At 50.6% G+C, this 25511-nt stretch carries 23 protein-coding genes; 10 read left to right on the top strand and 13 right to left on the bottom strand.

Translation table 11 applies throughout. The annotated features are described in order from the left end of the window. Positions 1–7 precede the first annotated feature (7 nt). The 3 genes from EDF88_RS05580 to EDF88_RS05570 are packed head-to-tail and all read left to right on the top strand — an operon-like array spanning position 8 to position 2570. The gene (locus EDF88_RS05580; protein WP_134183484.1) at positions 8–739 is read left to right on the top strand and encodes a 3-ketoacyl-ACP reductase FabG2; all 732 of its coding nucleotides are present in this window, start codon (positions 8–10) and stop codon (positions 737–739) included. After that, complete coding sequence (locus EDF88_RS05575) at positions 736–1962, top strand: beta-ketoacyl-ACP synthase (protein WP_064517810.1); 1227 nt, start codon at positions 736–738, stop codon at positions 1960–1962. The genes EDF88_RS05580 and EDF88_RS05575 overlap by 4 nt, the downstream gene beginning before the upstream one ends. Then, on the top strand, positions 1956–2570 hold the full coding sequence (locus tag EDF88_RS05570; protein ID WP_064517813.1) for a 4'-phosphopantetheinyl transferase superfamily protein: 615 nt from the start codon (positions 1956–1958) through the stop codon (positions 2568–2570). Before EDF88_RS05575 ends, EDF88_RS05570 begins: the two co-directional genes overlap by 7 nt. Here EDF88_RS05570 and EDF88_RS05565 read toward each other — a convergent pair. Together EDF88_RS05565 and adiC are read right to left on the bottom strand one after the other, a co-directional pair. Beyond that, entirely contained in the window at positions 2560–4863 is a 2304-nt protein-coding gene (locus tag EDF88_RS05565) for an Orn/Lys/Arg decarboxylase N-terminal domain-containing protein (RefSeq protein WP_134183482.1), read from the bottom strand. The genes EDF88_RS05570 and EDF88_RS05565 overlap by 11 nt on opposite strands. A 12-nt stretch (positions 4864–4875) precedes the next feature. Further along, positions 4876–6207, bottom strand: a complete 1332-nt coding sequence (gene adiC / locus EDF88_RS05560; protein WP_064517817.1) for an arginine/agmatine antiporter — start codon at positions 6205–6207, stop codon at positions 4876–4878. A gap of 251 nt (positions 6208–6458) precedes the next feature. On the opposite strand from adiC, the gene ymdB reads away from it, so the two are divergent. Then, a complete protein-coding gene (gene ymdB / locus EDF88_RS05555; protein ID WP_064517819.1) occupies positions 6459–6983 on the top strand; it encodes an O-acetyl-ADP-ribose deacetylase in 525 nt (174 codons plus the stop codon). Beyond that, on the top strand, positions 6934–8421 hold the full coding sequence (locus tag EDF88_RS05550; protein ID WP_134184173.1) for a phospholipase D family protein: 1488 nt from the start codon (positions 6934–6936) through the stop codon (positions 8419–8421). The genes ymdB and EDF88_RS05550 overlap by 50 nt, the downstream gene beginning before the upstream one ends. Positions 8422–8520: 99 nt before the next feature. Here EDF88_RS05550 and mdoC read toward each other — a convergent pair whose 3' ends face one another. Beyond that, the gene (gene mdoC / locus EDF88_RS05545; RefSeq protein WP_064517820.1) at positions 8521–9672 is read right to left on the bottom strand and encodes a glucans biosynthesis protein MdoC; all 1152 of its coding nucleotides are present in this window, start codon (positions 9670–9672) and stop codon (positions 8521–8523) included. A gap of 294 nt (positions 9673–9966) precedes the next feature. On the opposite strand from mdoC, the gene mdoG reads away from it, so the two are divergent. The 3 genes from mdoG (at position 9967) to EDF88_RS05530 (ending at position 14356) form a co-directional block, all read left to right on the top strand. Beyond that, positions 9967–11502, top strand: coding sequence for a glucans biosynthesis protein MdoG (mdoG, locus tag EDF88_RS05540; RefSeq protein WP_134184171.1), 1536 nt, complete (start codon positions 9967–9969; stop codon positions 11500–11502). Beyond that, positions 11495–14026, top strand: coding sequence for a glucans biosynthesis glucosyltransferase MdoH (gene mdoH / locus EDF88_RS05535; RefSeq protein ID WP_064517822.1), 2532 nt, complete (start codon positions 11495–11497; stop codon positions 14024–14026). The genes mdoG and mdoH overlap by 8 nt, the downstream gene beginning before the upstream one ends. Before the next feature lie 111 nt (positions 14027–14137). Beyond that, on the top strand, positions 14138–14356 hold the full coding sequence (locus EDF88_RS05530; protein ID WP_279586333.1) for a YceK/YidQ family lipoprotein: 219 nt from the start codon (positions 14138–14140) through the stop codon (positions 14354–14356). A 5-nt stretch (positions 14357–14361) separates the two neighbouring features. Here the strand turns inward: EDF88_RS05530 and EDF88_RS05525 are convergent, their stop codons facing one another. From EDF88_RS05525 to EDF88_RS05515, 3 genes are all read right to left on the bottom strand, one after another. Further along, positions 14362–14736 (bottom strand): MysB family protein, encoded by a 375-nt coding sequence (locus EDF88_RS05525; RefSeq protein WP_064517824.1) that lies wholly within the window; start codon positions 14734–14736, stop codon positions 14362–14364. A gap of 124 nt (positions 14737–14860) precedes the next feature. Next, positions 14861–16090: a multidrug efflux MFS transporter MdtG gene (mdtG, locus tag EDF88_RS05520; protein WP_134183480.1), complete on the bottom strand. Its 1230-nt coding sequence runs from the start codon at positions 16088–16090 to the stop codon at positions 14861–14863. Positions 16091–16241: 151 nt separating this feature from the next. Continuing rightward, on the bottom strand, positions 16242–17162 hold the full coding sequence (locus EDF88_RS05515; RefSeq protein ID WP_134183477.1) for a Kdo(2)-lipid IV(A) acyltransferase: 921 nt from the start codon (positions 17160–17162) through the stop codon (positions 16242–16244). 233 nt (positions 17163–17395) lie between these two features. Between EDF88_RS05515 and EDF88_RS05510 the strand changes: the two genes are divergently transcribed. Next, a complete protein-coding gene (locus EDF88_RS05510; RefSeq protein WP_134183475.1) occupies positions 17396–18445 on the top strand; it encodes a rhodanese-related sulfurtransferase in 1050 nt (349 codons plus the stop codon). A gap of 91 nt (positions 18446–18536) precedes the next feature. On the opposite strand, the gene solA is transcribed toward EDF88_RS05510, so the two are convergent. The 7 genes from solA to mdtH form a co-directional block, all read right to left on the bottom strand. Continuing rightward, positions 18537–19655 carry an N-methyl-L-tryptophan oxidase gene (gene solA, locus EDF88_RS05505; protein ID WP_134183473.1) on the bottom strand — a complete coding sequence of 373 codons (1119 nt, stop codon included), beginning with the start codon at positions 19653–19655 and terminating at the stop codon, positions 18537–18539. Between the two features lie 134 nt (positions 19656–19789). After that, positions 19790–20044, bottom strand: coding sequence for a biofilm formation regulator BssS (gene bssS, locus EDF88_RS05500; protein WP_034456211.1), 255 nt, complete (start codon positions 20042–20044; stop codon positions 19790–19792). A 353-nt stretch (positions 20045–20397) separates the two neighbouring features. After that, positions 20398–20643 carry a DNA damage-inducible protein I gene (gene dinI, locus EDF88_RS05495; protein ID WP_134183471.1) on the bottom strand — a complete coding sequence of 82 codons (246 nt, stop codon included), beginning with the start codon at positions 20641–20643 and terminating at the stop codon, positions 20398–20400. A gap of 199 nt (positions 20644–20842) precedes the next feature. Further along, positions 20843–21889, bottom strand: coding sequence for a dihydroorotase (pyrC, locus tag EDF88_RS05490; protein WP_064517860.1), 1047 nt, complete (start codon positions 21887–21889; stop codon positions 20843–20845). Positions 21890–22022: 133 nt separating this feature from the next. Continuing rightward, positions 22023–22583, bottom strand: a complete 561-nt coding sequence (locus EDF88_RS05485; protein WP_134183469.1) for a lipoprotein — start codon at positions 22581–22583, stop codon at positions 22023–22025. Positions 22584–22753: 170 nt separating this feature from the next. After that, positions 22754–23401 carry a glutaredoxin 2 gene (gene grxB, locus EDF88_RS05480; RefSeq protein ID WP_134183468.1) on the bottom strand — a complete coding sequence of 216 codons (648 nt, stop codon included), beginning with the start codon at positions 23399–23401 and terminating at the stop codon, positions 22754–22756. Between the two features lie 75 nt (positions 23402–23476). Further along, complete coding sequence (gene mdtH / locus EDF88_RS05475) at positions 23477–24685, bottom strand: multidrug efflux MFS transporter MdtH (RefSeq protein ID WP_134183466.1); 1209 nt, start codon at positions 24683–24685, stop codon at positions 23477–23479. A 241-nt stretch (positions 24686–24926) separates the two neighbouring features. Here mdtH and rimJ point away from each other — a divergent pair, with 241 nt between their 5' ends. Beyond that, positions 24927–25511 carry a ribosomal protein S5-alanine N-acetyltransferase gene (rimJ, locus tag EDF88_RS05470; RefSeq protein WP_034456200.1) on the top strand — a complete coding sequence of 195 codons (585 nt, stop codon included), beginning with the start codon at positions 24927–24929 and terminating at the stop codon, positions 25509–25511.

The raw sequence follows: 25511 nt of genomic DNA, 5'->3' as shown, positions 1-25511 counted from the left end.
TAGCAAGATGACACAGACGGTATTAGTAACCGGCGCTAGCAAGGGGATTGGCAAGGCGATTGCTCTGGGGCTTGCCGCCGATGGATTTGCGGTGGTGGTGCATTACCATCGTGACGAAGCGGGCGCACTGGATACGCTTGAGCAAATTACGGCTCAGGGCGGAAAAGGGCGCGTGATGCAGTTTGATAGCTCAGACCGTAGCCAATGCCGCAGTGTCCTTGAGGCTGATATCGAAACCCACGGTGCATATTGGGGGGTGGTCAATAATGCGGGTATGACTCGCGATGGCGCATTCCCGGCGTTAAGCGATGAAGACTGGGACGGCGTGATTCGTACCAATCTCGACAGCTTTTACAATGTGATACAGCCGTGCGTCATGCCGATGATTGGTCTGCGCAAAGGTGGTCGCATTATTACACTTTCTTCGGTTTCTGGCCTGATGGGCAACCGTGGTCAGGTGAACTATAGCGCGGCAAAAGCGGGCATTATCGGCGCAACTAAAGCGCTGGCGATAGAACTGGCAAAGCGCAAAATCACCGTAAACTGTATTGCTCCGGGTTTGATTGATACCGGCATGATTGAGATGGAAGAGGCGGCGCTTACTGAAGCAATGCGTATGATTCCATTGCAACGTATGGGCCAACCCGAAGAAGTGGCGGGGCTTGCGCGTTACCTGATGTCACCTATTGCGGGCTACGTTACGCGCCAGGTTATCTCCATCAATGGAGGTATGCTGTGATTAAGCGTGTAGTAGTAACCGGAATGGGTGGCGTGACGGCATTTGGCACTAACTGGCAGGATGTAGCAGCGGGCTTGAAGTCTGGTAAAAACGCGGTCCGTCATATGCCAGAGTGGCAGGTTTACGATGGGCTGAACACCATGCTCGGTGCGCCGGTCGATAATTTTACTTTACCGGAGCACTACACGCGAAAGCGTATACGGGCGATGGGGCGCGTTTCGCTGCTGGCGACCAGGGCCACGGAACTTGCGCTAATTCAGGCGGGTTTGCTCGACGACCCTATTCTTACCAGTGGCGAAACTGGTATTGCCTACGGTTCTTCGACCGGAAGCACCGGGCCGGTGAGCGAGTTCGCTACCATGCTCACTGAAAAACACACCCGTAATATTACCGGCACCACTTATGTGCAGATGATGCCACATACCGCGGCGGTCAATACCGGATTGTTTTTTGGCTTGCGTGGACGGGTGATCCCAACCTCCAGTGCTTGCACGTCAGGTAGTCAGGCGATTGGTTATGCCTGGGAAGCGATTCGCCATGGTTACCAGACAGTGATGGTTGCGGGGGGAGCAGAAGAGTTATGTCCTTCGGAAGCGGCGGTATTTGATACGCTTTTTGCCACCAGCCAGCGTAACGATCGGCCAAAGAGCACACCGTCCCCGTTTGATAAACAACGAGATGGGCTAGTAATTGGTGAAGGTGCGGGGACATTGATCCTTGAAGATCTCGATCATGCCCTGGCACGTGGCGCGACAATCTATGCTGAAATTGTCGGCTTTCATACCAATTGTGATGCAGCACATATCACGCAGCCGCAGAAAGAAACCATGCAAATCTGTATCGAGCGCGGCTTGGTTTCCGCTGGGCTTGAGGCTCGCGACATTGGATACATTAACGCCCATGGCACCGCAACCGATCGTGGTGACATTGCGGAAAGTCACGCTACGGCGGCAATTTTTGGTGCCAATACGCCTATATCTTCACTGAAAAGTTATTTGGGCCATACGCTCGGTGCATGTGGTGCGCTGGAAGCGTGGATGAGTATCGAGATGATGCGTGAAGGTTGGTTTGCCGAAACACTCAACTTGACTGAACCTGATGAGGCGTGCGGCGAGCTCGATTACATCATGGGTGGAGCGCGCAAAATCGACACTGAGTTTGTGCAGAGCAATAATTTCGCCTTTGGTGGAATTAACACGTCACTGGTGATGCGCCGTTGGTAGTCAACGGCTATCACCTGGCATTTGCCGATGCGGCGTGTTTAGCGGGTGATGTACTCGCTACACGCTGGATGTCACCTGAATTGCTGGAAGAGGCACCCGTGGGGTTACGCCGCGCAGAATGGCTGGCTGCCAGAATTTTGCTGGCGATGCTGCTCAATGACGGCCCGTTACCGAAATTAGATCGGGGCGCTCACGGCAAACCGTTTCATCCGGCACTGCCTGCTTTTAATATCAGTAACACGGGTTCATCTGTTGCGGTGCTGGTGGGTGAAGGAGATGTGGGTTGCGATATTGAGTTCATTCGCCCGCGTGCGCGTTTCATGGCGATTGCCCGGCATAGTTTTGGTGCGCCACTTTGTGATTGGCTAGAATCGTTGCCTGAAGATGAAAAAATGGTGTCGTTCTGGCGCTTGTGGACGGCGCACGAGGCGGTGCTCAAGCAGCGTGGAGGAACGGTCTGGCAAATGAATCAGCTCAATTTACCGCTGGAGTCACTTTGCCCGCCAGACCGATATCTTCATCATGCTTGCGTCGAAAACCGGCTGATCGCGTGTTGCGGCGAGCAGCCGTTTCCCGATAGTTTTGCACCCGTAATGATTATTGTCTAAGCGCCCAGATGTGATAAACCCCATCAATCAATTCTGCGCCCTCTAGTTCTTTCTCAAAACCTGGGAATTTCTCTCCCCACTGGGCAATACTGCGAATGTATTTCAGCCACGGACCGTCCGCTGCGCCGAAGCTTTCACCAGGCATCACAATCGGAATGCCCGGAGGGTAGGGAATCACCCCGACGGCAGAAATACGGTTCGGTAATTGGTCGATAGGTAAATGGTCTGCTTTGCCTGCCATATGTTGTTGGAAGGCAATGCGCGGGCGTTTTGCCGGAACGGGAATATTGCTAAATGCCTCTGCCTGCAGTTTGTCCATCTGGCTGGTTTTCATGTAGTTAAACATCTCATCGCACAGATCTTTTAGCCCCATACCCGCATAGCGCGCGGCGTCGGCACTGATAAGGTCGGGCAAGCAGCGTTTGAGTTGCGTGTTGTTGTCGTAGTCATCTTTAAACTCCAGCAACACGTTAATCAGCGTGCCCCACTTGCCTTTTGTTACGCCGATTGAGAACAGGCACAGCACCATAAAATCGGTGGTACGCGAGGGGACGATCCCACGCTCGCCAAGGTAGGCGGTCACCATCGCGGCAGGAATACCTGACTCAAGTAAGTTGCCATCATCTCCCATCCCGGGAGCAAGGATCCCGGCTTTGATCGGATCAAGTAAACACCATTCATCTTCCAGTTGCTCAAAGCCGTGCCATTTATCGCCAGGCTTCAGTGTCCAACAGGCGGGATCGGTGGTGAGTTGCTCACGTGAGGCTTGAACAAACTGTACTTCAGCACCGGATGCATCGGTAATGGTTGGTGCATTCCACGGGGTGAAAAACCACTCGCCTTTTTTGGCAAACGCAGCATGCACTTTCGCCAGCGCAAGACGGAAATCCACAGCTTCAACGATCACTTCCTGGGTCAGCGCTTCACCCTGGCCGCCATCCATCATCGCAGCACCAATTTCGTTGGAGGCGATAATCGCATACAGCGGGGAAGTAGTGGCTTGCAGCATATATGACTCGTTAAACCGCGAATGCTCGACGGGCTTTTTGCCGTTGCGAATATGGATGTATGAGGCTTGCGACAGTGCTGCCAATAGTTTGTGTGTTGAGTGAGTAGCAAAAACCGTTGGCCCATTGCGGTCAAAATCTTTCGGATCTCCACGCATGGCAAAGCGACCTTTGTACATCGGATTGAAGCGGGCATAGGCATACCATGCTTCGTCGAAGTGAATCTGGTCAACGCTTTGCGCCAGCAACTCCTGCGCCGCTTCGGCGTGATAACACATACCGTCATAAGTACAATTAGTCACCACGGCGTAAACGGGTTTATCGCTCACTACTTCATGCTTGAGTGGGTTGGCATCAATGGCTGCACGAATGCTTTCTGGCGTGAACTGGCGCTTAGGAATCGGCCCGATAATGCCAAAACGGTTGCGCGTCGGCACAAAATATACCGGCAGCGCTCCCGTCATCACTAACCCTTGTTCGATGGACTTATGGCAGTTGCGATCGCATAGCGCAATCTCCAGTTCGCCAACTACGGCCTGCATAATGGCGCGGTTAGAACCGGAGGTGCCATTCAACACCGAATAGCTTTGATGTGCACCAAACACCTCGGCTGCGTAAGTTTCTGAGGCTTTAATTGGTCCGCTGTGGTCAAGCAACGAACCCATGGCTGCGCGTTCAATACCGGTATCTGTGCGGAACAAGTTCTCACCGAAGAAATCGAGAAACTCTCGTCCAACCGCCGATTTAGTAAAAGCAACGCCACCCTGATGCCCCGGCGCCGCCCACGAGTATTCCGGGTTTTCCAATGTGTAATTAAACAGTGCGCGGGTGAAAGGTGGGAGCAGTTGCTCGTAATAACGCTGGATCAACGAACGTGCACGGGCGGCAATAAATTCGGCAGTATCTTCGTGCATCCAGACGAATTCATTCACCAGCCGCATGGAATCGAGCGTTAATGTATCGACGCAAGAGTGCTCGGCCATTAACAGCACCGGCACACTCTTATTGCGGCGGCGAATAGTTTGCAACAACGAGAAAGCCTGGCTGTGGGATTCGTCGTCATTGCCGCCTGAAGTCCAGTCCACAAAGATGCAGCACAGTGAGGCATCGGAGGTGACCGTTGCGATACCATCTTCAAATGTTGCCGCTGAAATCACGGCAAAGTTGCTCTCTTCCAGAGCCTCAATTAGCTCTGCCACTGCGCGCCCGTTGGCGGTGTTAACGTCCTGAATACTGCTATCGACCACCAGAATTTTACGTTTTTGATGCGTGCCTAAATCAAGCATAGCGCTCTCCAGTTAGTCGTTAACCACAGGTTTATCCAGCGGGTAGGGGTTTTTATGACGACGGTTGTAGTTAACGGTGTACATCGCAGTAATCACCATGATGGCGACAAACGACCACATCACTTCGGTCGCACCAGTGCCAACGACGGCCCAAATACAGTAAATGAAAGCAATCAGCGTGATGAACAGGAACGGCAAACGTTGGTTGCCCAAATGCCCCTGACCGACCAGCATTAAAGCCGCGCAGGTGTAGATATATGGCACCAGAGTGAATATCACTGAAACTGACGAAACGACGGCAAATTGCGATGTGGCATCAGGTGAAATACTGGCAAGCTGGAAGATGGTCATCAGCACGCCAACAATCAGCAAACCTGCGACCGGAGTCTGATCTTTATTCACTTTGGCAAAAATAGGTGGGAACAGACCATCGTCGGCGGCGGCTTTGGCCGTTTGCCCGGCGAGTAGCGTCCAGCCGCCGAGGCTGCCTAAACAACCCGCTGCGGCACAGAACGAAACAATAGCCCCGGCAGTTGGCCCCATCGCCATGCGTGCGGCATCGCCAAATGGCGACGCAGAAAGTCTCAGCTCGGCGTTAGGGATCATGCCCATAATGGCAGTACTGGAAAGCACGTAACAAACAGCGGCTATCAATACCCCACCAATGGTGGCGATGGGTACGTTGCGTTTGGGATTTTTCACTACCGCTGCGGCAACCGAGGCGCTCTCAACACCGATAAATGACCACAGCGTGACGCTTAAAGTACTCTGAATCGCGCCAAAAGTGCCTTTGCCGCTGACGTTCCAGGCTTCCATATAGGTGTCGCTTTTAAACCAGAACCAGCCGAGCACAGCGACGGCAACGATCGGGATCAGTGCCAGAATAGTGGCGACTGCCTGCACGCGGGTGATCATTTTCGGGCCAACAATATTGAGTCCGACAAACAGCCACAAAATGGCAATACAGGTCACGGTAAGCGGCCAGGGCTGGTTGAGCATCGGGAAGAAATAGCTGAGATAACCGACGCCAATCACCACCATCGCGACGTTACCTATCCAACAAGCAAGCCAGTAAAGCAGATTGGTTTGATAGCCGAGGAAGGGGCCAAATGCGCGGCGGGCATAAGCGTAAGAACCACCGGGGCTGTCATCAAGTGATGACATTTTGGCGTACACCATCGACAAAGACAGTGCGCCGATAATTGTCACCATCCAGCCAAAAATGGCAATCCCGCCTGTTGCTGCAAGGTTTGCCGGAAGCAGGAAAACCCCGGAACCCATGATATTGCCTGCCACCATTAACATCACCGGGACCAACCCGACTTTTTGCGCTTCACTAGCCATAGAACCTCTCCTGAAACGAAAGTAACTACTGAAATGCATAAAACGCACATTTCAGATCCCATTTTTCGCAGCGAAAACGCCTTCTACAGATGCGGCTGCAGATAAAAAATGTGTCAGGTCTAACGGATCTTTTTAGTAGATAACGAGAAAAAATCAGAGGTTAGGTGATGTCGTGAAATCCTCAGGAAGTGATATACGTCTGCTGTTCGGTAAGTTTAGACTACTATCAAAGACTAACTGGAGAATTCCCAATGAGTGAAAGAATGTCGGTGATACAAGGTGATATCACCTGCGTTGAAGTTGACGTGATAGTAAATGCCGCAAACCCATCCTTGATGGGAGGCGGTGGTGTTGATGGGGCTATTCATCATGCCGCAGGGCCTTCTTTGTTGGCAGCTTGTGAAGTTATTCGTCGCCAGCAGGGTGACTGCGCGCCAGGACATGCTGTCATTACCGAGGCGGGAAATATTCCGGTTAAGGCCGTGATTCATGCAGTTGGCCCGGTATGGCAGGGCGGTGAAAAACATGAAGCTGAATTACTTGAACAGACCTACCGCAATAGCCTCGACTTAGCGGCAGCTAATAGCTATCGCACTATTGCGTTCCCGGCGATTAGCACCGGTGCGTATGGTTATCCTAAAGAGCTGGCAGCGAAAATAGCCGTTGATACCGTCTACCGTTATATCGGCCTGCGCCCGTTACCCGAACAGGTAGTTTTTGTCTGCTTTGACGATGAAAACACCCATATTTACGAGCAACTACTTGCCCAACTCTAAAGTGAATAATCCTCACACCACTCGTCTGGGTCGAGCGATTGCCCCGGCTACAGCTGGGCATCCAGGCCTTAGCGGGATTCATCCGCTTGCGGATAGCCTTGATGCGTTTGCCGCGCGCTATCTGCTGTGCGGGATGGCGGAGAAAACCCTCGATGTGCAGTACTACATCTGGCAGGACGATATGTCCGGGCGGCTGATGTTTAGTGCATTATTGGCGGCGGCAGATCGCGGAGTGAAAGTTAGACTGTTGCTTGATGATAACAACACCAACGGCCTTGATGATACTTTAGCGCTTCTGAACGCCCATCCTCAGATAGAAGTTCGTCTTTTTAATCCCTTTTCATTTCGCCTGTTTCGCGCCATTGGCTATTTGACCGACTTTGCCAGGCTTAACCGTCGTATGCACAACAAATCATTCACTGTTGATGGTGAAACCACGATTATTGGCGGGCGAAATGTGGGGGATGCGTACTTTGGTGTGGGCAAACAACCGCTGTTTTCAGACTTAGATGTGCTGGCCGTGGGTCCGGTTGTCGAGGATGTCAGCCAGGATTTTGAGCGCTACTGGAACAGCCAGTGTGTCTCAACCTTGGAAAAGGTGCTCGATGTTGATAACGATGCCTTACAGCAGCGGGTACAACTTCCTGACGACTGGCGTGATGATCCGACGGCGCGTCGTTATCTTGATCGACTGACAACCAGCCAGTTTGCCACCAATCTGGTCGCCCGCACGCTGGAAATGTATTGGGCGAAAACACGCTTACTCAGCGATGACCCGCGTAAGGGGCAGGGCAGAGCCCGCAACCACACGTTACTGCCGCAACGCCTGATGAATGTGATTGGTATGCCTGAGCGTGAGATAGACATTATTTCAGCCTATTTTGTGCCCACTCGCGCTGGCATTGCGCAAATCTTGGGGCTTGTGCGTAAAGGGGTAAAAATAGCAATCCTGACTAACTCACTGGCCGCCAATGATGTGGCGGTAGTTCATGCTGGTTATGCGCGTTGGCGCAAAAAACTGATGCGCCACGGGGTCGAGCTTTATGAGTTAAAGCCCGAACAAGATGTCCTGCGCAGACCACATGACCGTGGCTTAACAGGGAATTCAGGTTCCAGCTTGCATGCCAAAACGTTTAGTGTGGATAAACAAAAAGTGTTTATCGGCTCCTTTAATTTTGACCCACGTTCCGCAATGCTCAATACCGAGATGGGTTTTGTGATTGAAAGTGAGGCGCTGGCACAGGATATTCACCAGCGTTTCACCCAAAGTCAGAAAGAGAATGCCTGGGCGCTGCGTCTGGATAAGTGGGGGCGAGTGAATTGGGTGGAGCACAGTGAAGGCAAAGAGATTGTCTGGAAGAAAGAACCGCACACCCGCTTTTGGCAGCGGGTGTTGGTGAGGTTGGTTTATCGACTACCGATTGAATGGCTTTTATGAGAAGTGTCGGATGTCGCTACGCTAATCCGACCTACAGTTTCGGTTTTGTAGGGTGGATTAGCGTAGCGACATCCACCATTTTGAAGTGAACCCTCAGCGCTAACTCGTCACCTTAACCGCCACATTCTGCGGCTTGCCGGAGAACAGGAAGCGCAGCAACGCAATGCGCAGGTGGATTTCATACAGAATCACCGCGACACCAATCACGAAAATTAACCCGGTGATAAAGCCCAGCGCATTTGAAGCAATATGCGGTGTGATGTACGCGCCAAAGAACAGCGTCAACGGATGGTGCACCAGGTAAATAAACAGTGAGGCATTCACGAAATAGGTGACACGCTTTGAATGGAAATTTAATAGCTTATGGCCAAGGGAGAACACTACGTTGACCATCCACAAACCCAGCACCATGGTAATCACGCTCTCAGTTTCATACATCCAGGCGTCACCGCTACCGTAACGTTGGTTAAGCAGATAGGCGAAAAATGCCAGTGCCGCTCCTACCGCACACCATGGCGACGGTGTGGTAAATAGCGCTTTTAACTGTGGGCGTACAAACACCAGAGCCCCAAGCATGAAGAATGGTAGATAAAACAGCGTTTGCATCACTACGAAGTTAAATAATCCATCACTTAATATCGGTGAGTAAATAATAAAAATAGTCCGGCGAATAACGCCGTATAGAATACCGAACCCCAGGAAGGCGACTGAGAGCTTTCCTAAAGTAATAGAAGATGGAATATTTTCTGATTTTTCAGCAATGCGTGCTTTCATCTGTTGAAACAAAAATAAACATACGGTTGTAAGTACCACCATCACTAACAAGAACCACAAATGAGAAACCAGCTCCCAAACCAGGGTGTTGTATTTTTCATAGGGAGTGAGGCCGGGCCAATTTTTTGCTTTGTCATTAACGTGTTGCAGCATTAAAAATTGCGGCAGTGTGAGCAATGGTATCGCGGTGAGCATCGGGATGCCGACCCGCTCTACACGCACTTTCCACCAGCGTTTAAGCGGGTAGCGCAAAAAAAGCATGTAAGAGAAATATCCCGAAATGACAAAAAACACCTGCATACGAAATGCGTGAATAAAATCATTAAACAGGGTTAAACCCCACGATGCTTCGGTGCTATTGACGTGCCAGTGATGGCTTGAATAGATGAGCGAGATATGGAACGGGATGCCTAAGAGCATTAACCAGGCCCGGATAGAATCCAGGAAAAACTCGCGTTGTTGTGGTGCTTTACTCATAATACTCCAAACATTATCGGACGAATCGCCTTATCCTTAAGAACATATCCCAATAGGCTTAAAGTCCCGAACGGTATCAATTCCGTGGCAACCCTACACTAACCATGACATCCTGTCTCCAGGATGGATGCTGAAAGCGTAAGCAGTTGTCTTTTTTTGCTTAAAGGCTGAGCCGGCGCGCTGAACAATGCGGGTATTTGGTTGTCGGAAAGCAGAAGTTTCCATTAAAATGGATTGGATTGATTTAAGCACACAAAGGGGGATGTGCTGGTTAATATGAAACATAAACTAAAAATGATGAAAGTGTGTGGGCTCGGTGCTGCAGTAATGCTGTCACTTTATACCACCTCAGTTTGGGCCTTCAATATCGATGATGTCGCAAAACAAGCGAAAACATTAGCGGGCAAAAGCTACGAAGCACCGAAAAGCAATCTGCCTTCGCTCTTCCGCGACATGAAATATGCGGATTATCAGCAGATCCAGTTCAATCACGACAAAGCCTACTGGAGCAAGTTAAAGACCCCATTTAAGCTTGAGTTTTATCATCAGGGTATGTACTTCGACACCCCTGTTGCTATCAATGAAGTGACGGCAACTGCGGTTCATAAGATCAAGTACAACCCGGATTACTTTAATTTCGGTGATGTGAAACACGATAAAGACACCGTGAAAGATCTCGGCTTTGCCGGGTTCAAAGTGCTCTATCCGATCAACAGCAAAGATAAGAACGACGAAATTGTCAGCATGCTCGGGGCGAGTTACTTCCGTGTGATTGGCTCAGGTCAGGTTTATGGCCTGTCTGCTCGTGGTTTGGCTATTGACACTGCTTTGCCATCTGGCGAAGAGTTCCCACGTTTCCGTGAGTATTGGATTGAACGCCCGAAAGCTGGCGACAAAACGCTGACCCTCTACGCGTTGCTCGATTCCCCACGTGCAACCGGTGCGTATCGCTTTGTGATTACCCCAGGGCGCGACACAGTGGTGAACGTACAGTCAAAAGTTTATCTGCGCGATAAAGTTGGCAAACTGGGCGTGGCACCACTGACCAGTATGTTCCTGTTTGGGCCAAATCAGCCGTCACCAAGCACCAACTTCCGTCCGGAATTGCATGACTCCAACGGTTTGTCTATCCATGCCGGTAACGGTGAATGGATTTGGCGTCCGCTGAATAACCCGAAACATCTGGCGGTGAGCTCGTTTGCAACCGAGAATCCAGTTGGCTTTGGTTTGCTGCAACGTGGCCGTCAGTTCTCTCGTTTTGAAGATATTGACGATCGTTACGATCAGCGACCAAGTGCATGGGTTGCGCCGCAAGGTGATTGGGGTAAAGGTCGCGTTGAACTGGTTGAAATTCCAACCAATGACGAAACTAACGACAACATCGTTGCTTACTGGACTCCGGATCAGCTCCCGGAACCAGGCAAAGAGATGAACTTCAAATACACTATTACCTTCAGCCGTGATGAAGACAAAATGCATGCGCCTGATAACGCATACGTTGCGCAGACTCGCCGCTCAACCGGTGATGTGAAGCAGTCGAATCTGATTCGCCAGCCAGACGGCACTATTGCGTTTGTCGTGGATTACGTCGGCGCGGACATGAAAAAACTGCCGCAAGATACGCCGGTTACCGCGCAAACCAGCATTGGTGACAACGGTGAAATCGTTGACAGCCAGGTACGTTACAACCCGGTCACTAAAGGCTGGCGTTTGACTGTACGTGTGAAAGTCAAAGATGAGAAGAAACCGACTGAAATGCGTGCAGCGCTGGTCAATGGTGATCAAACGTTGAGTGAAACCTGGAGCTACCAGCTACCTGCCAATGAATAAGTTTACTGATACCGCGTCTGATTATATTGATGCACTCCCGCTTTCTGCTGAGCAGAAGGCGGCTCTTCCTGCATCAGATCTGCAAGCGGTGCATGAAGCGCTTGATGCGCAAGGGCACCACTATGACAGAGCCGATGATTCCCCTTTAGCCTCGGTAAAGGCCCGGCTTGAAGCAAGCTGGCCTGGATCGTTGGGCGGTGATCAACTGATTGAGGACGAAGAGGGGCGCACCCAGCTGCAGGCAATGCCTAAAGCTACGCGTTCTTCTATGTTCCCCGATCCGTGGCGCACCAACCCGATTGGTCGTTTCTGGGATCGTTTACGCGGGCGGGAAGTAAATCCTCGCTACATGTCGAAAGAAGAGGCTGAAGCTGAGCAGAAATGGCGTACCGTCGGAACAATCCGCCGTTACATTCTGCTGCTGCTGACCATTTCTCAGACGGTGGTTGCAACCTGGTATATGAAGACAATTCTGCCTTACCAGGGCTGGGCGCTGATCAATCCATCCGACATGATCGGCCAGGATCTTTGGGTGTCCTTTATGCAGCTTCTGCCGTATGTGCTGCAAACCGGCATTTTGATCCTTTTTGCGATTCTGTTCTGTTGGGTTTCAGCCGGTTTCTGGACTGCGCTGATGGGCTTCCTCCAGCTACTGATGGGCAAAGATAAATACAGTATCTCTGCCTCAACAGTGGGTGATGAGCCAATCGACCCGGCGCATCGCACCGCGTTGATTATGCCAATCTGTAACGAAGACGTAGACCGCGTATTTGCGGGCCTGCGCGCGACGTGGGAATCGGTAAAAGCAACCGGCCAACAGCAGCACTTCGACGTTTACATCTTAAGCGACAGCTACAACCCGGATATCTGTGTTGCCGAGCAGAAAGCGTGGATGGAACTCATCAACGAAGTGCAGGGCGAAGGGCAGATTTTCTACCGTCGTCGTCGTCGTCGTGTGAAGCGTAAAAGTGGCAACATCGATGACTTCTGTCGTCGTTGGGGTAATCAGTACAGCTACATGGTGGTTCTGGATGCCGACTCAGTAATGAGCGGTGACTGTCTGACTAACCTTGTGCGTCTGATGAATGCTAACCCGAATGCGGGCATCATTCAGTCTTCACCAAAAGCGTCAGGCATGGACACTCTGTATGCGCGTTGCCAGCAGTTTGCGACACGTGTATACGGGCCGCTGTTTACAGCGGGTCTGCACTTCTGGCAATTGGGTGAATCCCACTACTGGGGCCACAATGCGATTATCCGCGTTAAGCCATTCATTGAGCACTGTGCGTTAGCACCGCTGCCAGGTGAAGGTTCATTCGCCGGTTCCATCCTCTCTCATGACTTCGTAGAAGCAGCGCTGATGCGTCGTGCGGGTTGGGGTGTGTGGATTGCCTATGATCTGCCGGGTTCTTATGAAGAGCTGCCGCCGAACTTACTGGATGAACTCAAGCGTGACCGCCGTTGGTGCCACGGTAACTTGATGAACTTCCGTCTGTTCCTGGTAAAAGGTATGCACCCGGTACACCGTGCGGTGTTCCTGACGGGCGTTATGTCTTACCTGTCTGCGCCGTTGTGGTTTATGTTCCTCGCATTATCAACTGCCTTGCAGGTGGTGCATGCGCTGACAGAACCGCAATACTTCCTGCAACCGCGCCAGTTGTTCCCGGTGTGGCCGCAGTGGCGTCCGGAGCTTGCGATTGCGTTGTTCGCGTCCACCATGGTGTTGCTGTTCCTGCCGAAGCTTCTGAGCATCATTCTGATTTGGTGCAAAGGCTCGAAAGAGTTCGGTGGCTTCTTCCGCGTAACGGCTTCTTTGTTGCTTGAAGTGCTGTTCTCCGTGCTGCTGGCACCGGTGCGTATGCTGTTCCACACCGTGTTTGTGGTGAGCGCGTTCCTCGGTTGGGAAGTGGTATGGAACTCTCCACAGCGTGATGACGATTCAACCCCTTGGGGCGAAGCGTTTATGCGCCACGGTTCTCAGCTTCTGCTGGGTCTGGTGTGGGCAGTCGGCATGGCGTGGCTGGATTTACGTTTCCTGTTCTGGCTTGCACCAATCGTGTTCTCACTGATTCTGTCGCCGTTTGTGTCGGTGATTTCGAGCCGTGCGACCATCGGTTTGCGTACCAAACGCTGGAAGTTGTTCCTGATCCCGGAAGAGTATTCTCCTCCACAGGTGCTGGTGGATACCGACAACTACCTGAAGCTGAACCGCAGCCGTACGCTGGATGATGGCTTTATGCACGCGGTGTTTAACCCGTCGTTTAATGCCCTGGCAACCGCAATGGCAACGGCGCGTCACCGTGCCAGCCAGGTGCTGGAAATCGCCCGTGATCGTCACGTTGAGCAAGCTCTTAACGAAACGCCTGAGAAACTTAACCGCGACCGTCGCTTGGTGCTGTTAAGCGACCCGGTAACAATGTCTCGTCTGCATTACCGTGTGTGGTCTAACCCGCAGCGTTATTCCTCATGGGTTGATAACTACAAAACGGTTAGTCTGAATCCTGAGGCATTGCCGACTAAATAACGGGTAATACGCGTTATCAATGCCGACCTTCGGGTCGGCATTTTTTTGCGCTCAAGCGATGGGCAGTTATACTCAGCCGGAAAAATCAGGAGAGAAGATTTGTTTAGAGCGATTGTGGTCGTAATGATGGCGTGTTTGCTGAGTGGTTGTGGCAGTATTATCAGCCGTGCAGTTCCGGGGCAGGGACATGGTAATCAGTATTACCCCGGAGTGCAGTGGGACGTGCGTGACAGTGCATGGCGCTATATTACAGTGCTCGACTTACCATTTTCGCTGGTCTTCGACACACTGTTGTTGCCCATTGATGCCAGCCATGGGCCATACGAATAAACGTTTTATCGTTCATCCCATTCATCAGCCGCAGTTTGCCCTTCCTCGGTATCCAGCGGCGGCTCAAGTTGAAATTCACCTTCGTCCCACTCATGCAGCGTGTTTTCCTCAATCCACTCCTGGCGTAACTCGATTTCATCGTAGTCACCGTCGAACACACTTTGGGCTGCCTCACCACTGAGCATCGGTAAACAATCGCCATCTTCGCTGTCATCTGCGAAGAACTCAGCTTGCCACATAATGTCGCCATCCTGAAGAATGTACTTTTGGATGTTCAATTGCTGAACACTGGCACTCTCTTCTTCAAGTTCCGGATTATCTACAAGGAAAAGCTCGCGTGCGGCATCAATGGCCTCTTCCAGCGTCGCGTACAGACTCATATTCATCTCCTTTTGTTACAGGTCAGGGAGCGCGCTACAGCGCAATTTCAAGTTAATTGTTGACGCTGTTTGCAAAGTTGCAAGTATGAGATTTAATCCTCGTCGTACTTCGAGGATTAGAGGGTCACTCTTCCAAAATACGGGTACGAGCGGTTGGGCGGCGTAGGGTAATCCATGAGTAAAGCGCGTTGAAGAGTACGACACCTGCGGTGACTAAAAACACCGTGCGGAAGCCGTAACTGGCTGAGACTGCCGCCCCAACTAACGGGCCGGTAACGTTGCCAATATCACGGAAAGATTGATTGTAACTAAAGATACGCCCGGCAATCTGGTTGCTGGAGTTATAGATAAGCAGAGTTTGTACCGCAGGCAATAGCGCGCCGTCGGCGGCACCGAGCAGGAAACGCAACACGCCCAATTGCCATGGCGTTTGTACCATCGACATTGGAATGAGCAGAAGCACTGAGATAACCAGTGCGCAGATTAAAATCCGCTCCGGCCCGATTCTATCCCCCAGTTTCCCTAAGCGCGGTGCACTTATCAACGCCGCCACACCAGGAACAGATGCTATCATACCGCTGATAAACGCCAGGTTGCTGACATTACCCGCCAGCTCGCGCACGTAGAGCGTTAGAATCGGGGCAATCGAACCGGTCGCGACCTGAATAATCATGGTGGTGACAAACAGGCTCAGCACCAGTTTTGGGTTTTTAAGTGAAGTGAATACCTGGCGCGCGTGCAGCATGTCTTTTTTGTTCACGGGGGTGAATTGTTCGCGAATACAGAAGAGCGTAAAGACAAAGCAGGTAAACAACACGGCTGCGGTAATGAAAAATACCGGTCGTAAGCCGTAAGTATCCGCCAGAAAACCACCGATCATCGGCCCGAGAAGCGCACCACTCACGCCTCCCGTTGATAATGTGCCCAGAGCCCAGCCACTTTTATGGCGTGGGACCTGTGTGGCAATCAGCGCATTGGCGTTAGGCACAAACCCGCCCAACAAGCCTAGCAGTGCGCGAAGCGCCAGAAACTGCCAGATATTGCTCGCAAAGCCCATCAGCACCATCACGATGGACATACCCAACGCTGAACGCAGCAGCATGATTTTGCGGCCTTTACGGTCGGCAAGCCCGCCCCAGAAAGGTGATGCAATCGCTGAAAACAAAAAGGTGATGCTGAAAACGATACCGGACCACATGTTTAATGCGCTGTGGCCTGTTACGCCAAGGTGTTCGACATACAAGGGTAGGAATGGCATTACCAGACTAAATGCAACACCAGTCAGAAAACATCCAAGCCATGCGACGGTAAGATTTCGTTTCCAGTTGATGGTGGTGCTCTCGGCGAGAGTCATAACGCTCCAAATTGGGCAGAAAAGATATGCGGGGAATTATTACCTTACTAATTATGCGCCTGTTGGCGTTGGAGTGGCAACATTTCTGAAACACAATTTTAGAACGAATAAAGGCGACCAGAAGCCGCCTTATGACTTTAATGAAGGATAGCTAGTAGCGTGAAGGCGTGCCTTCAGGGCGCGTTTTAAAACGACGGTGTAGCCACATATATTGCTCAGGCGCCATCATGATGCATTCTTCGATGATTTTGTTCATCCACAGCGCTGTGCCTTCCGGGGTTTCCAGCGGTGGTGAAAACTCCGCAGGCAGAATAATCAGCTCGTAGCCTTTTCCGTCAGGTTTGCGGCGCGGCACCATCGGGACAATTGCTGCACCCGACATACGAGCCAGAGTATAGGTACCGCTGGTTGTAGCCGCTTGATCAACGCCAAAGAATGGTACAAAAACGCTACCGCGTGGGCCGTAGTCATGGTCAGGTGCGTACCAGATAATCTCGCCCTGTTTTAGCGCCCGGATCATGCCTTTGAGATCTTTACGGTCGATCATACTTTTGTTTGAACGCATGCGGCCCCAGGTTTGCAGCCAGTCCAGCAGGGGATTGTCATTCGGGCGGTAAACGCCAATGCCCGGCGTATTCATGCCGAACATGCGCGCGCCTAATTCAAGCGTCAGGAAGTGAATACCAATCAGGAGTACGCCGCGGTTGGCTTCTTGTACCGCATGAATCTGGTCGACGCCGCTAACGTCGCACCAGCGCTGGATACGCCATGTTGGCCAGAACCAGGCGATACCAGTCTCCATCAAGCCAAGGCCTACGGACTCAAAGTTTTTTTCCAGATAGTGTTCTCGCTCCTCGACGGTTTTGTTCGGGAAGGCGAGCTCAAGATTGCGGCGTGTAATTCTGACGCGACGTTTCATAAAGCGTCTGGCGAGTTGGCCAAGGCCACGGCCAAGTCGATAAATCACAGGGTAAGGGAGGAGAGTAATTAAGTAGAGTAAGCCAATCCCAAACCAAATTCCCCAATATCGGGGATGAAGCAATGCGCGCGAGAATTGCGGTAAGTTCGTCATGTAAAACCTATTGTGACGGCAAATGCCGGATCTTCTTGAGTAAGACTATTGTGACACTTTTTGAGAGTCAGCCAAAATCAACGGGTGCGGAGTGACTGATAATCAATCAATTGTTGATTGCGGTGCGGCTAGATGAAGAAAATGTAGCGCAAAATGCGTGGATGTAAATTAACGATAATTGCTTTATGATGCTGCCCAGTTTTTTTCTTATCAACGATAGCCGAGCGAACACCATGCCAGTGTTACACAACCGTATATCGAATGATGAACTGCGCGTGCGTATGTTGGCTGAAACCGAGCCACGCACCACAATCTCATTCTATAAATATTTCCATATCGAAGATCCTAAAACCACGCGTGATGCTCTGTATCAGGCTTTTACCGCGCTAAATGTTTTTGGCCGTGTCTATCTCGCCCATGAAGGGATTAACGCGCAAATCAGCGTACCGCAAAGCCGTGTTGAGGTATTCCGTGAAGCGCTTTATGCCTTCCATCCGGCGCTCAATGGCGTGCGTCTGAATATCGCACTTGAAGATGACGGCAAGTCGTTTTGGGTGCTGCGCATGAAAGTGCGTGACCGTATTGTTGCCGATGGGATTGATGACCCGTCGTTTGATGCCAGCAATGTCGGTTCTTACCTTAAAGCGGCAGATGTCAACGCCATGCTCGATGACCCTGAAGCCGTATTTATCGACATGCGTAACCATTACGAATATGAAGTAGGCCATTTTCAGGATGCTTTAGAGATCCCGGCTGATACGTTCCGTGAACAGCTGCCGAAAGCGGTAGATATGTTGCAGGATGACAAAGAAAAGAAAATTGTCATGTATTGCACTGGCGGGATCCGCTGCGAGAAAGCCAGCGCCTGGATGTTGCACAACGGTTTTAAGAACGTCTATCACATCGAAGGTGGGATTATCGAATATGCGCGCCGCGCGCGTGAGCAAGGTATCCCGGTGCGTTTTGTCGGCAAAAACTTTGTCTTCGATGAGCGTATGGGCGAGCGTATTTCCGATGATGTGATTGCCCATTGCCATCAGTGTGGGGTTTCTTGTGATAGCCACACCAACTGCAAAAATGATGGCTGTCATCTGCTATTTATTCAGTGTCCATCCTGTGCAGAGAAGTTTGCAGGCTGTTGCAGCGACATTTGCCGCGAGGAGCTAGTGCTGTCACCAGAAGAGCAGCGCCGTCGCCGCGCTGGTCGTGAAAACGGTAATAAGATCTTCAATAAATCGCGTGGTGCGCTCAATACCACGTTGGGGATCCCTGATCCCGAGTAACTTTTCTGGTGGATGTTGCTTATGTGAATCCACCTGCCAAAAGCACTTCGTAGGTCGGATTAGCATAAGCGACATCCGACGTTACGTGGTTTTAATTAAAGCGCGAAAGCGAGAATGGTGTCAGGTCGAAGCCAGGTTCTTTGCCCAGAGCGAACTTGCAGGCAATCTCCCCCAATACCGATGCAAATTTAAACCCATGCCCACTCAGCCCGGTGATCACCAGTGTATTGTCATGGCCTGGTAGGGTATCAATAATAAAATCTTCATCTGGCGACATATCGTAGGTGCAGGCTGCGCCGTGCATGCAGACACCCACGCCCGGCATGACCTGGCGTAAGAAACTGAATACTTCACTGCCATCGGTTGCGATAGCGCCAAATGGTTTGCGATGCTGCGGTTCACTGATGACTTGTCCGCCATTATGTTTCCCGAGTTTCAGCTCGTTATCTTCTCCGGCAGGGAAACCATAGTACTGGGTACCATCGGGTAACTCGGCCGTGAATGCAGGGAAATTGTTCTTTTCGCTGTAACGTCCGTCAGCCTGATGCCAGCTAAAGATTTTGCGCACAGGCGTAACCGGCAGTTCGGGTAATAATTTAGTGACCCAGGTTCCTGCGCTCACCAAAAGTTTATCGGCGGTAAACTCGCCTTCTGGGGTATCGACTACCACACCGTCTGCGGTATGGCGGATGTCCGTCACCGGGCAATTAAATAACTGCGCGCACCCACCCTGGTTTGCCAGACGGATATAAGTTTCCACCGCCAACTCGCTGCGCAGCACACCAGAATCTGGCTCAAATAAGCCAAGATAGTTTTCTGGAACGGTAATTTGTGGCCAGCGTGTCATCACTTGTTCAGCCGTCAGTGTTTCAAGCGGTAGTGACCAGCTTTGCGCACTGCTTTGCACCGTTGAGATAAATGCTGAATCCGCAGGGCCGAGGTTAATCACACCTGTGCGATGAAAGACTTTCTCACCACTAATTTCCTGCAACGCATCCCATAATGTCTGGGCGCGTAACACCAGTGGGACATATTTTTCCCCTTCGCCATAGGCATGGCGCATCAGGCGAGTATCACCATGATGGCTACCTTGCTGGTGGGGAGGGTGGTTGCTGTCGATCATAAGCACGTTTAAGCCGGAGTGAGTGGCATAGCATCCGGCGGCTGCGCCAACGGAACCACTACCGACGATGATAAGGTCATAATGCATGATGCTTTTCTCTTCTCTCTGGCAAAAAGTATATAGCAGGTTAATTAATTCTCGGCCGACTGGCAATTGAGCGAAACCTGAATAATAAAAAAGGCACCTTTAGGTGCCTTGCGTTATTTGAGTAGCATCGACAATCAATGCTTACGATAATCGTTTACCTGGTAATCACTAGATTCAATCTTAGCAATCCCGGCTTCTAAAATAGAAATAAATTGCCGGGCAACATCCGTGGTCAGCCATAAAGTTTGACCGATTTCAGTTTCGTCGTGCTTTTGCGTATTCGAGGTCAGGTAGTGCAGGCGAAGCATCAGCGCATCGTAGCTATCAACGGTGCTGATGTCCCATCCGATAAGGGGATGGGTCTGGATAACATCACTATTTTTTTCCATCATAACCCCTTTTATACGTGTGTTTGAGACAACGGTTCGTGAGGTTTAATGCTTGTTTAATGTGAAGCCAGTTAAGTATATCAATGATTAAGCTATTTCGACGGAGAAATAAATACCCTGCAACACTTTTTTTACAACAAAGCGCTTAATTGCACAATAAACCGCCATGATATTCTTTATTGAATCAGATGATTCTGGGTAATGTACAAGAAGGGAAATTATTTAAATGAGCGAATTTCATACAATTAAAAAAAACCGGATGGCGACACCCGGTATAAAGATAACAACGAGGGAATTTTTACCTGAAATGAGCGGCAAAATGATCTAAAGCCAGCCCATTCCCATTATGTTTTTTAATCCGCAGCAAACCAGTCGTCAGCGCTTTCCCAGGTCTCTTGCAATATTTCGCTAATGCGATCGCGGTCTTCTTTGGTAGCCCCTAAAACTGACAGGTTATTTGCAGCGGCATAACGCACCTGAACGTGGTTAACGTTTTCAGGATAGTGTTGAGTAATACGGCGTGAAAATTCATTGGCAAGCGCATCAATAGCGCCTGGTGGCAGAGATGTAGTTTTGGCAATAGTGACTTCAATACGCATAACAGCCCCCTGTAGAACCCGTCATACTTCAAGTTGCCCCTTTGTTGGCTGCGTTCACTCACCCGAATCACTTGCCTATGTAAGCTCATCGGGATTCGTTCTCTTGCCGCCGCGATGCAACTGGAATTATTTAGGGTTAATAATATACTGGATATTTATACAGTCATATCGCCAGTGATGCAACAGGGGGCGGTAAAAATTATGCTTTAACTGACCAGGCTACTTTCTCACCGGCCAGGAATGGCACGATGCTGTCATCGGATGTTTCGATGGTTTCTGGCATTTCAACCGGAGTGCGAACCAGTTCGATAGTCTCTTGGTTAACAGGTAAACCGTAGAAACGCGGGCCATTGAGGGATGTGAACGCTTCGAAGTGCTGCATTGCATTCATCTCTTCAAATACCGTCGCGTAAGCACCCAAAGCAGAAGGGGCGTTAAAGCAGCCAGCACAACCACAGCTTGCTTCTTTGCGATGGCGTGCGTGTGGTGCGGAGTCAGTCCCCAGGAACACACGGTCGCATCCGCTTGCAACCAGTTCGCGTAACGCTTCCTGATGCACACTGCGTTTTAAAATAGGCAGGCAGTACAGGTGAGGGCGCACGCCGCCAACCAGCATGTGGTTGCGGTTAAACATCAGGTGTTGCGGGGTAATAGTTGCACCTAACAGGGAATTGCCTTCCTTCACATACTGTGCGGCATCTTTGGTGGTGATGTGTTCAAACACCACTTTCAGTTCCGGCAGTTGCTTACGCAGCGGTTCCATGACAGTTTCGATAAAGCGTGCTTCACGGTCAAAAATATCAATGTCAGCGTGAGTTACTTCACCGTGAATCAGCAGCGGCATACCGATTTTTTGCATACGCTCAAGCACAGGTAGGATTGCGGCGGTGCTGGTCACGCCATGGCTTGAGTTAGTTGTCGCATTTGCCGGGTAGAGTTTTGCCGCAGTAAACACACCTTCATTAAACCCGCGTTCAACTTCGTTCGGGTCCAGAGAATCAGTCAGGTAGCAGGTCATTAAAGGCTCAAAACTATGCCCTTGCGGTACGGCGTCGAGAATACGCTGGCGATAAGCGATGGCAGCTTCAACCGTTGTCACTGGCGGCGCCAGGTTTGGCATCACAATCGCGCGACCATAAATTTCGCTGGTATAAGGCACAACCGTTTTAAGCATCTCACCATCACGAAGGTGAACATGCCAGTCATCTGGGCGGCGAATTTTTAATACCTGAGGTAATACGGTCATGAAAGTGCTCCGGCGTAGGAAGGAAATAACGATGATTTATGCCGGGCACAAAGGATAAGCGCAAACGTTTAGCTTTGCACCATTTTCGTTGAGATTTTCTTGGGGAGGATGTGCCTCCCCAGTGTTTCAGAGCTTACTCGGTGAACGGGATAATGATTTCGCCTGGTTTGATCTCAATCCCTTTGGCATATTTCTTCGCCAGTTTTTCGCCTGCACTATTATCTTCACTCAACACGTAAGCGGGCTGTTGGTTGAAGTAATTGCGTAGCGACTGATTGAGATATGGAATCAGTGTCTGGACAATCGTCTGCATTTTCTCAGGCTCGACGGTTGCATCTACCACTTCCATTTCTTGCAAATAGATAGCACCTTGCTCTTTATTAAAGGTCGGCAAGGCTTTGAGTTTAAGTTTGATATTAGCTTTTTGATTGCCGAACAAAGATGTCATATCCAGTTTGGCATCGCCAGTCAGGGTGATTTTGTTCGGTTCTTCGCGGCCAATCGCACTGGCTAAATTAGTTAAGACAATATGGGCATCGGCAACGCCTGGCAGGCCAATATCTTTAGAGAAATTATTTCGTTTGTGCAGCGCCTGGTTGATTTCCTGTTCGCTGACGGTGTATTGCGTTAGCTGGTTACAACCCACCACTAATCCGCTGAGCATCAAGGCTGCGGCTAATACTATTTTTTTCATGAATATCCTTAACATGCTGCATCGGTCACAGATCCTGACATAAAGCATCATGATGTACTAGTACCGGGCGTGCTACAGGAAAAGGCTTAATTTTTTATTCGACAGAATAAGTTTTTGAACCATGAGATAAAGGCGGGTTAACTTACCCGCCGTAGAACCATTAACAATCTTTAAATGGCGTGGGATGACAGCAGGTTAATTTGCGTCTGTTTGGCCATATTATCCCGGTATGCCGCGACACGACTCGGCCACTCAATTCCGGCAACCAGCGTCAGGTTACGCAGCAGTGGGAAGAGGTGGATATCGTCATCAGACAACTCACCGTTGACGGCATTGGGCTGCACGATAAGTTTATCGAGCTTACGTAAATCATCGCTGATTTTTTTGGTCAGACCCGGTGAATGCGTCAGATGGTCAGTAAAAGAACCGATCATTGCCTCTTTCTTCTGTGCGAAGTAAGCCCGGGCTGCAGGTATGGCAAACTCATCAAAAGGCGCTTTCGCAATACGCGGCAATAACAGGTGTTGGACATAGCTATTGACGTGGCGTAACCAGTCGCTGATAGCTGAATTAGCAGCGCCGGTCAAAAGTGGTTCACCATCAATTTTGTCGACGTAGTGCACGATATCCATGCTTTCAGGCAGGTAGTGACTGTCATCTTTTTGCAGGATTGGCGCCATTTTCTTGCCAATCATTTTCGTCGGGGTTGCTTCATCGTCGTTTAGCAAGACGACCAGCTCAACGGGGATATTCTTTAAGCCAAAAATCATTCGTGCTTTAAGGCAGAAAGGGCAGTGATCGTAAATATAAAGCTTCACGTTACTCCTCCATATCAATCGTCAGGAAAAATCCGTCAATTTTTGAGTATGGAGGAGAATACCAGGGGCTGCAAACTAGTTGCCGGGTTCAAGCATAGAGGGGTCTATCGGTTTCGGGCTAAATTGCCACCACAAGGCGATGAGCGTGATGAAGCCTATAATCCCTAACATCACCCACGGAAGTTCCGGTTGGTTGATACTTTTCCCAGCATCGAATAACCAACCCCCACCGGCGTAACCAAATGCGCCGCCAATCGCCAGACCCAGTCGGCTAAAGCCCATATAACTTCCACGCGCACGGGAATCAGCAAGTGATGCCCCCAGCGTTTCGCGGGCAGGTTCGGCAATGATTGAACCGATATAAAACACGCAAATTAGCGTGAACAGTTGCTGAAGGTTATTGGCAAGGCCAATCGGCAACATGGCCAGGGACATAAGGAACAAACCCGCCATCAGCCGCTGCTCGAGACGGAAACGTTTTTCGCTCCAGCGTGCAATAGGGTAGAGCAGCGTTAAGGATAGTGCCGCTTCAATGGCATACATCCACTTTACTGCGGCAGGCGTACCGGCAATTTCGTTCACCATAATCGGCAGCATTAACATCACCTGCACCGCCAGCATGTAATATCCGGCCAGCGTTAACACATAAGTGATGAAACGTTTGTCGCGCAGCACGCGTCCCATGCCTTCGAGCATTGGCGTGCGAATGGTAGAGAGTTTATACGCAGGAAGCAGCCAGGCATTGACGATGGCGCAAATCACAAACATCACCGCGCCCGCACCGCACACCAGACGAAAATCGTATTGTAGCAACCAACTGCCGAGCAGCGCCCCAATGACGGCACCAGCGCTGTCTTGCATCATTAATATCGAGAAGAAACGGCCGCGTTGATGTGGACGCACCAGTTTGACGACAAGGGCTGCGCGAGGTGGGTCGAATAGTGTGCCCCCGATAGCAGAAATAAAACATGATAACCACAAAACCCAGGGTTCATGAGCGATGCCCATCAGCGCAAAACCGACGGCGCGCAACAGCATTCCGGTGACAATCATCGGTTTGGCACCTAGCCGGTCGGCGATGGCGCCACCGAAAATACCTAGCCCTTGCTGAGTAAGCTGACGTAGGCCCAGCGCAATGCCGACCATTAATGCCGCCCAACCCATTTGGTCTACAAAGCGAATGGAAATAAGAGGGAAAACCACGAAGAAGCCTAATACAACTAACATATTATCGAGCAATAAGAAGTATTTACCCAGGCTCCTGGCCTGCGCGACCCGTGACATCTCCCCTCCAGGGAACTTAAAAGTGTGACAAACCTCTATTCTCCACTGCTCTCAGGGTTTTTGACAGGGCGTACGGCGACAATATTTTTTTATCAATCCGGCGCTTTGATTTAACTCGTTAATCGAAAAAAGTATGGCCGAATGAGAAATCTGCATGTTGTTGTTTTCCTTCCATCGCAAGGGGCAGGTATAGTAATTACGTTGGCTCAAAAATACGTGGGATGTGAGGAGTAGGGTGAACATGTTTGGCTACCGCAGTAACGTGCCGAAAGTACGCTTAACAACGGACCGCATGGTGGTGCGTCTGGTGTACGAGCGAGATGCCTGGCGTCTGGCAGATTATTACGCCGAAAACCGTCAGTTCCTGAAACCCTGGGAACCCATTCGTGATGACAGCCATTGCTATCCTTCCGGCTGGCAGGCGCGGCTTGGCATGATTAGCGAAATGCATAAAACCGGTAGTGCTTATTACTTTGCGCTGCTCGACCCGGAAGAGAAAGAGATCCTTGGCGTTGCCAACTTCTCAAACGTAGTGCGGGGCTCATTTCATGCCTGCTATCTCGGCTACTCACTTGGTGAGAAATGGCAGGGGCAGGGAATGATGTTTGAAGCACTGACCACGGCTATTCGCTACATGCAGCGTAGCCAGCATATCCATCGCATCATGGCGAACTACATGCCGCATAACCAGCGCAGCGGTGACCTTCTCGCTCGCCTTGGTTTTGAAAAAGAAGGCTATGCCAAAGAGTATTTACTGATTGATGGCGTGTGGCGGGATCATGTTTTGACCGCACTGACCACCAAAGAATGGACCCCTGGCCGTTAA

Origin of the sequence: Buttiauxella sp. BIGb0552 (genome assembly GCF_004366275.1) — a bacterium.
GTDB lineage: Bacteria > Pseudomonadota > Gammaproteobacteria > Enterobacterales > Enterobacteriaceae > Buttiauxella > Buttiauxella gaviniae.
Note: the sequence above shows the minus strand (reverse complement) of the source record. Positions and strands in the feature narration are given on the sequence as shown.

Bases quoted from the DNA above. Each gene is read 5' to 3' on its own strand.
- pyrC (WP_064517860.1), bottom strand. From the start codon at position 21,889: ATGACCGTATTACCTCAGGTATTAAAAATTCGCCGCCCAGATGACTGG.
- mdoH (WP_064517822.1), top strand. From the start codon at position 11,495: ATGAATAAGTTTACTGATACCGCGTCTGATTATATTGATGCACTCCCG.
- bssS (WP_034456211.1), bottom strand. From the start codon at position 20,044: ATGGAAAAAAATAGTGATGTTATCCAGACCCATCCCCTTATCGGATGG.
- mdtH (WP_134183466.1), bottom strand. From the start codon at position 24,685: ATGTCACGGGTCGCGCAGGCCAGGAGCCTGGGTAAATACTTCTTATTG.
- EDF88_RS05510 (WP_134183475.1), top strand. From the start codon at position 17,396: ATGCCAGTGTTACACAACCGTATATCGAATGATGAACTGCGCGTGCGT.
- mdoC (WP_064517820.1), bottom strand. From the start codon at position 9,672: ATGAGTAAAGCACCACAACAACGCGAGTTTTTCCTGGATTCTATCCGG.
- mdoG (WP_134184171.1), top strand. From the start codon at position 9,967: ATGATGAAAGTGTGTGGGCTCGGTGCTGCAGTAATGCTGTCACTTTAT.
- EDF88_RS05580 (WP_134183484.1), top strand. From the start codon at position 8: ATGACACAGACGGTATTAGTAACCGGCGCTAGCAAGGGGATTGGCAAG.
- EDF88_RS05525 (WP_064517824.1), bottom strand. From the start codon at position 14,736: ATGAGTCTGTACGCGACGCTGGAAGAGGCCATTGATGCCGCACGCGAG.
- rimJ (WP_034456200.1), top strand. From the start codon at position 24,927: ATGTTTGGCTACCGCAGTAACGTGCCGAAAGTACGCTTAACAACGGAC.
- mdtG (WP_134183480.1), bottom strand. From the start codon at position 16,090: ATGACTCTCGCCGAGAGCACCACCATCAACTGGAAACGAAATCTTACC.
- EDF88_RS05565 (WP_134183482.1), bottom strand. From the start codon at position 4,863: ATGCTTGATTTAGGCACGCATCAAAAACGTAAAATTCTGGTGGTCGAT.
- solA (WP_134183473.1), bottom strand. From the start codon at position 19,655: ATGCATTATGACCTTATCATCGTCGGTAGTGGTTCCGTTGGCGCAGCC.
- ymdB (WP_064517819.1), top strand. From the start codon at position 6,459: ATGAGTGAAAGAATGTCGGTGATACAAGGTGATATCACCTGCGTTGAA.
- EDF88_RS05485 (WP_134183469.1), bottom strand. From the start codon at position 22,583: ATGAAAAAAATAGTATTAGCCGCAGCCTTGATGCTCAGCGGATTAGTG.
- adiC (WP_064517817.1), bottom strand. From the start codon at position 6,207: ATGGCTAGTGAAGCGCAAAAAGTCGGGTTGGTCCCGGTGATGTTAATG.
- dinI (WP_134183471.1), bottom strand. From the start codon at position 20,643: ATGCGTATTGAAGTCACTATTGCCAAAACTACATCTCTGCCACCAGGC.
- EDF88_RS05515 (WP_134183477.1), bottom strand. From the start codon at position 17,162: ATGACGAACTTACCGCAATTCTCGCGCGCATTGCTTCATCCCCGATAT.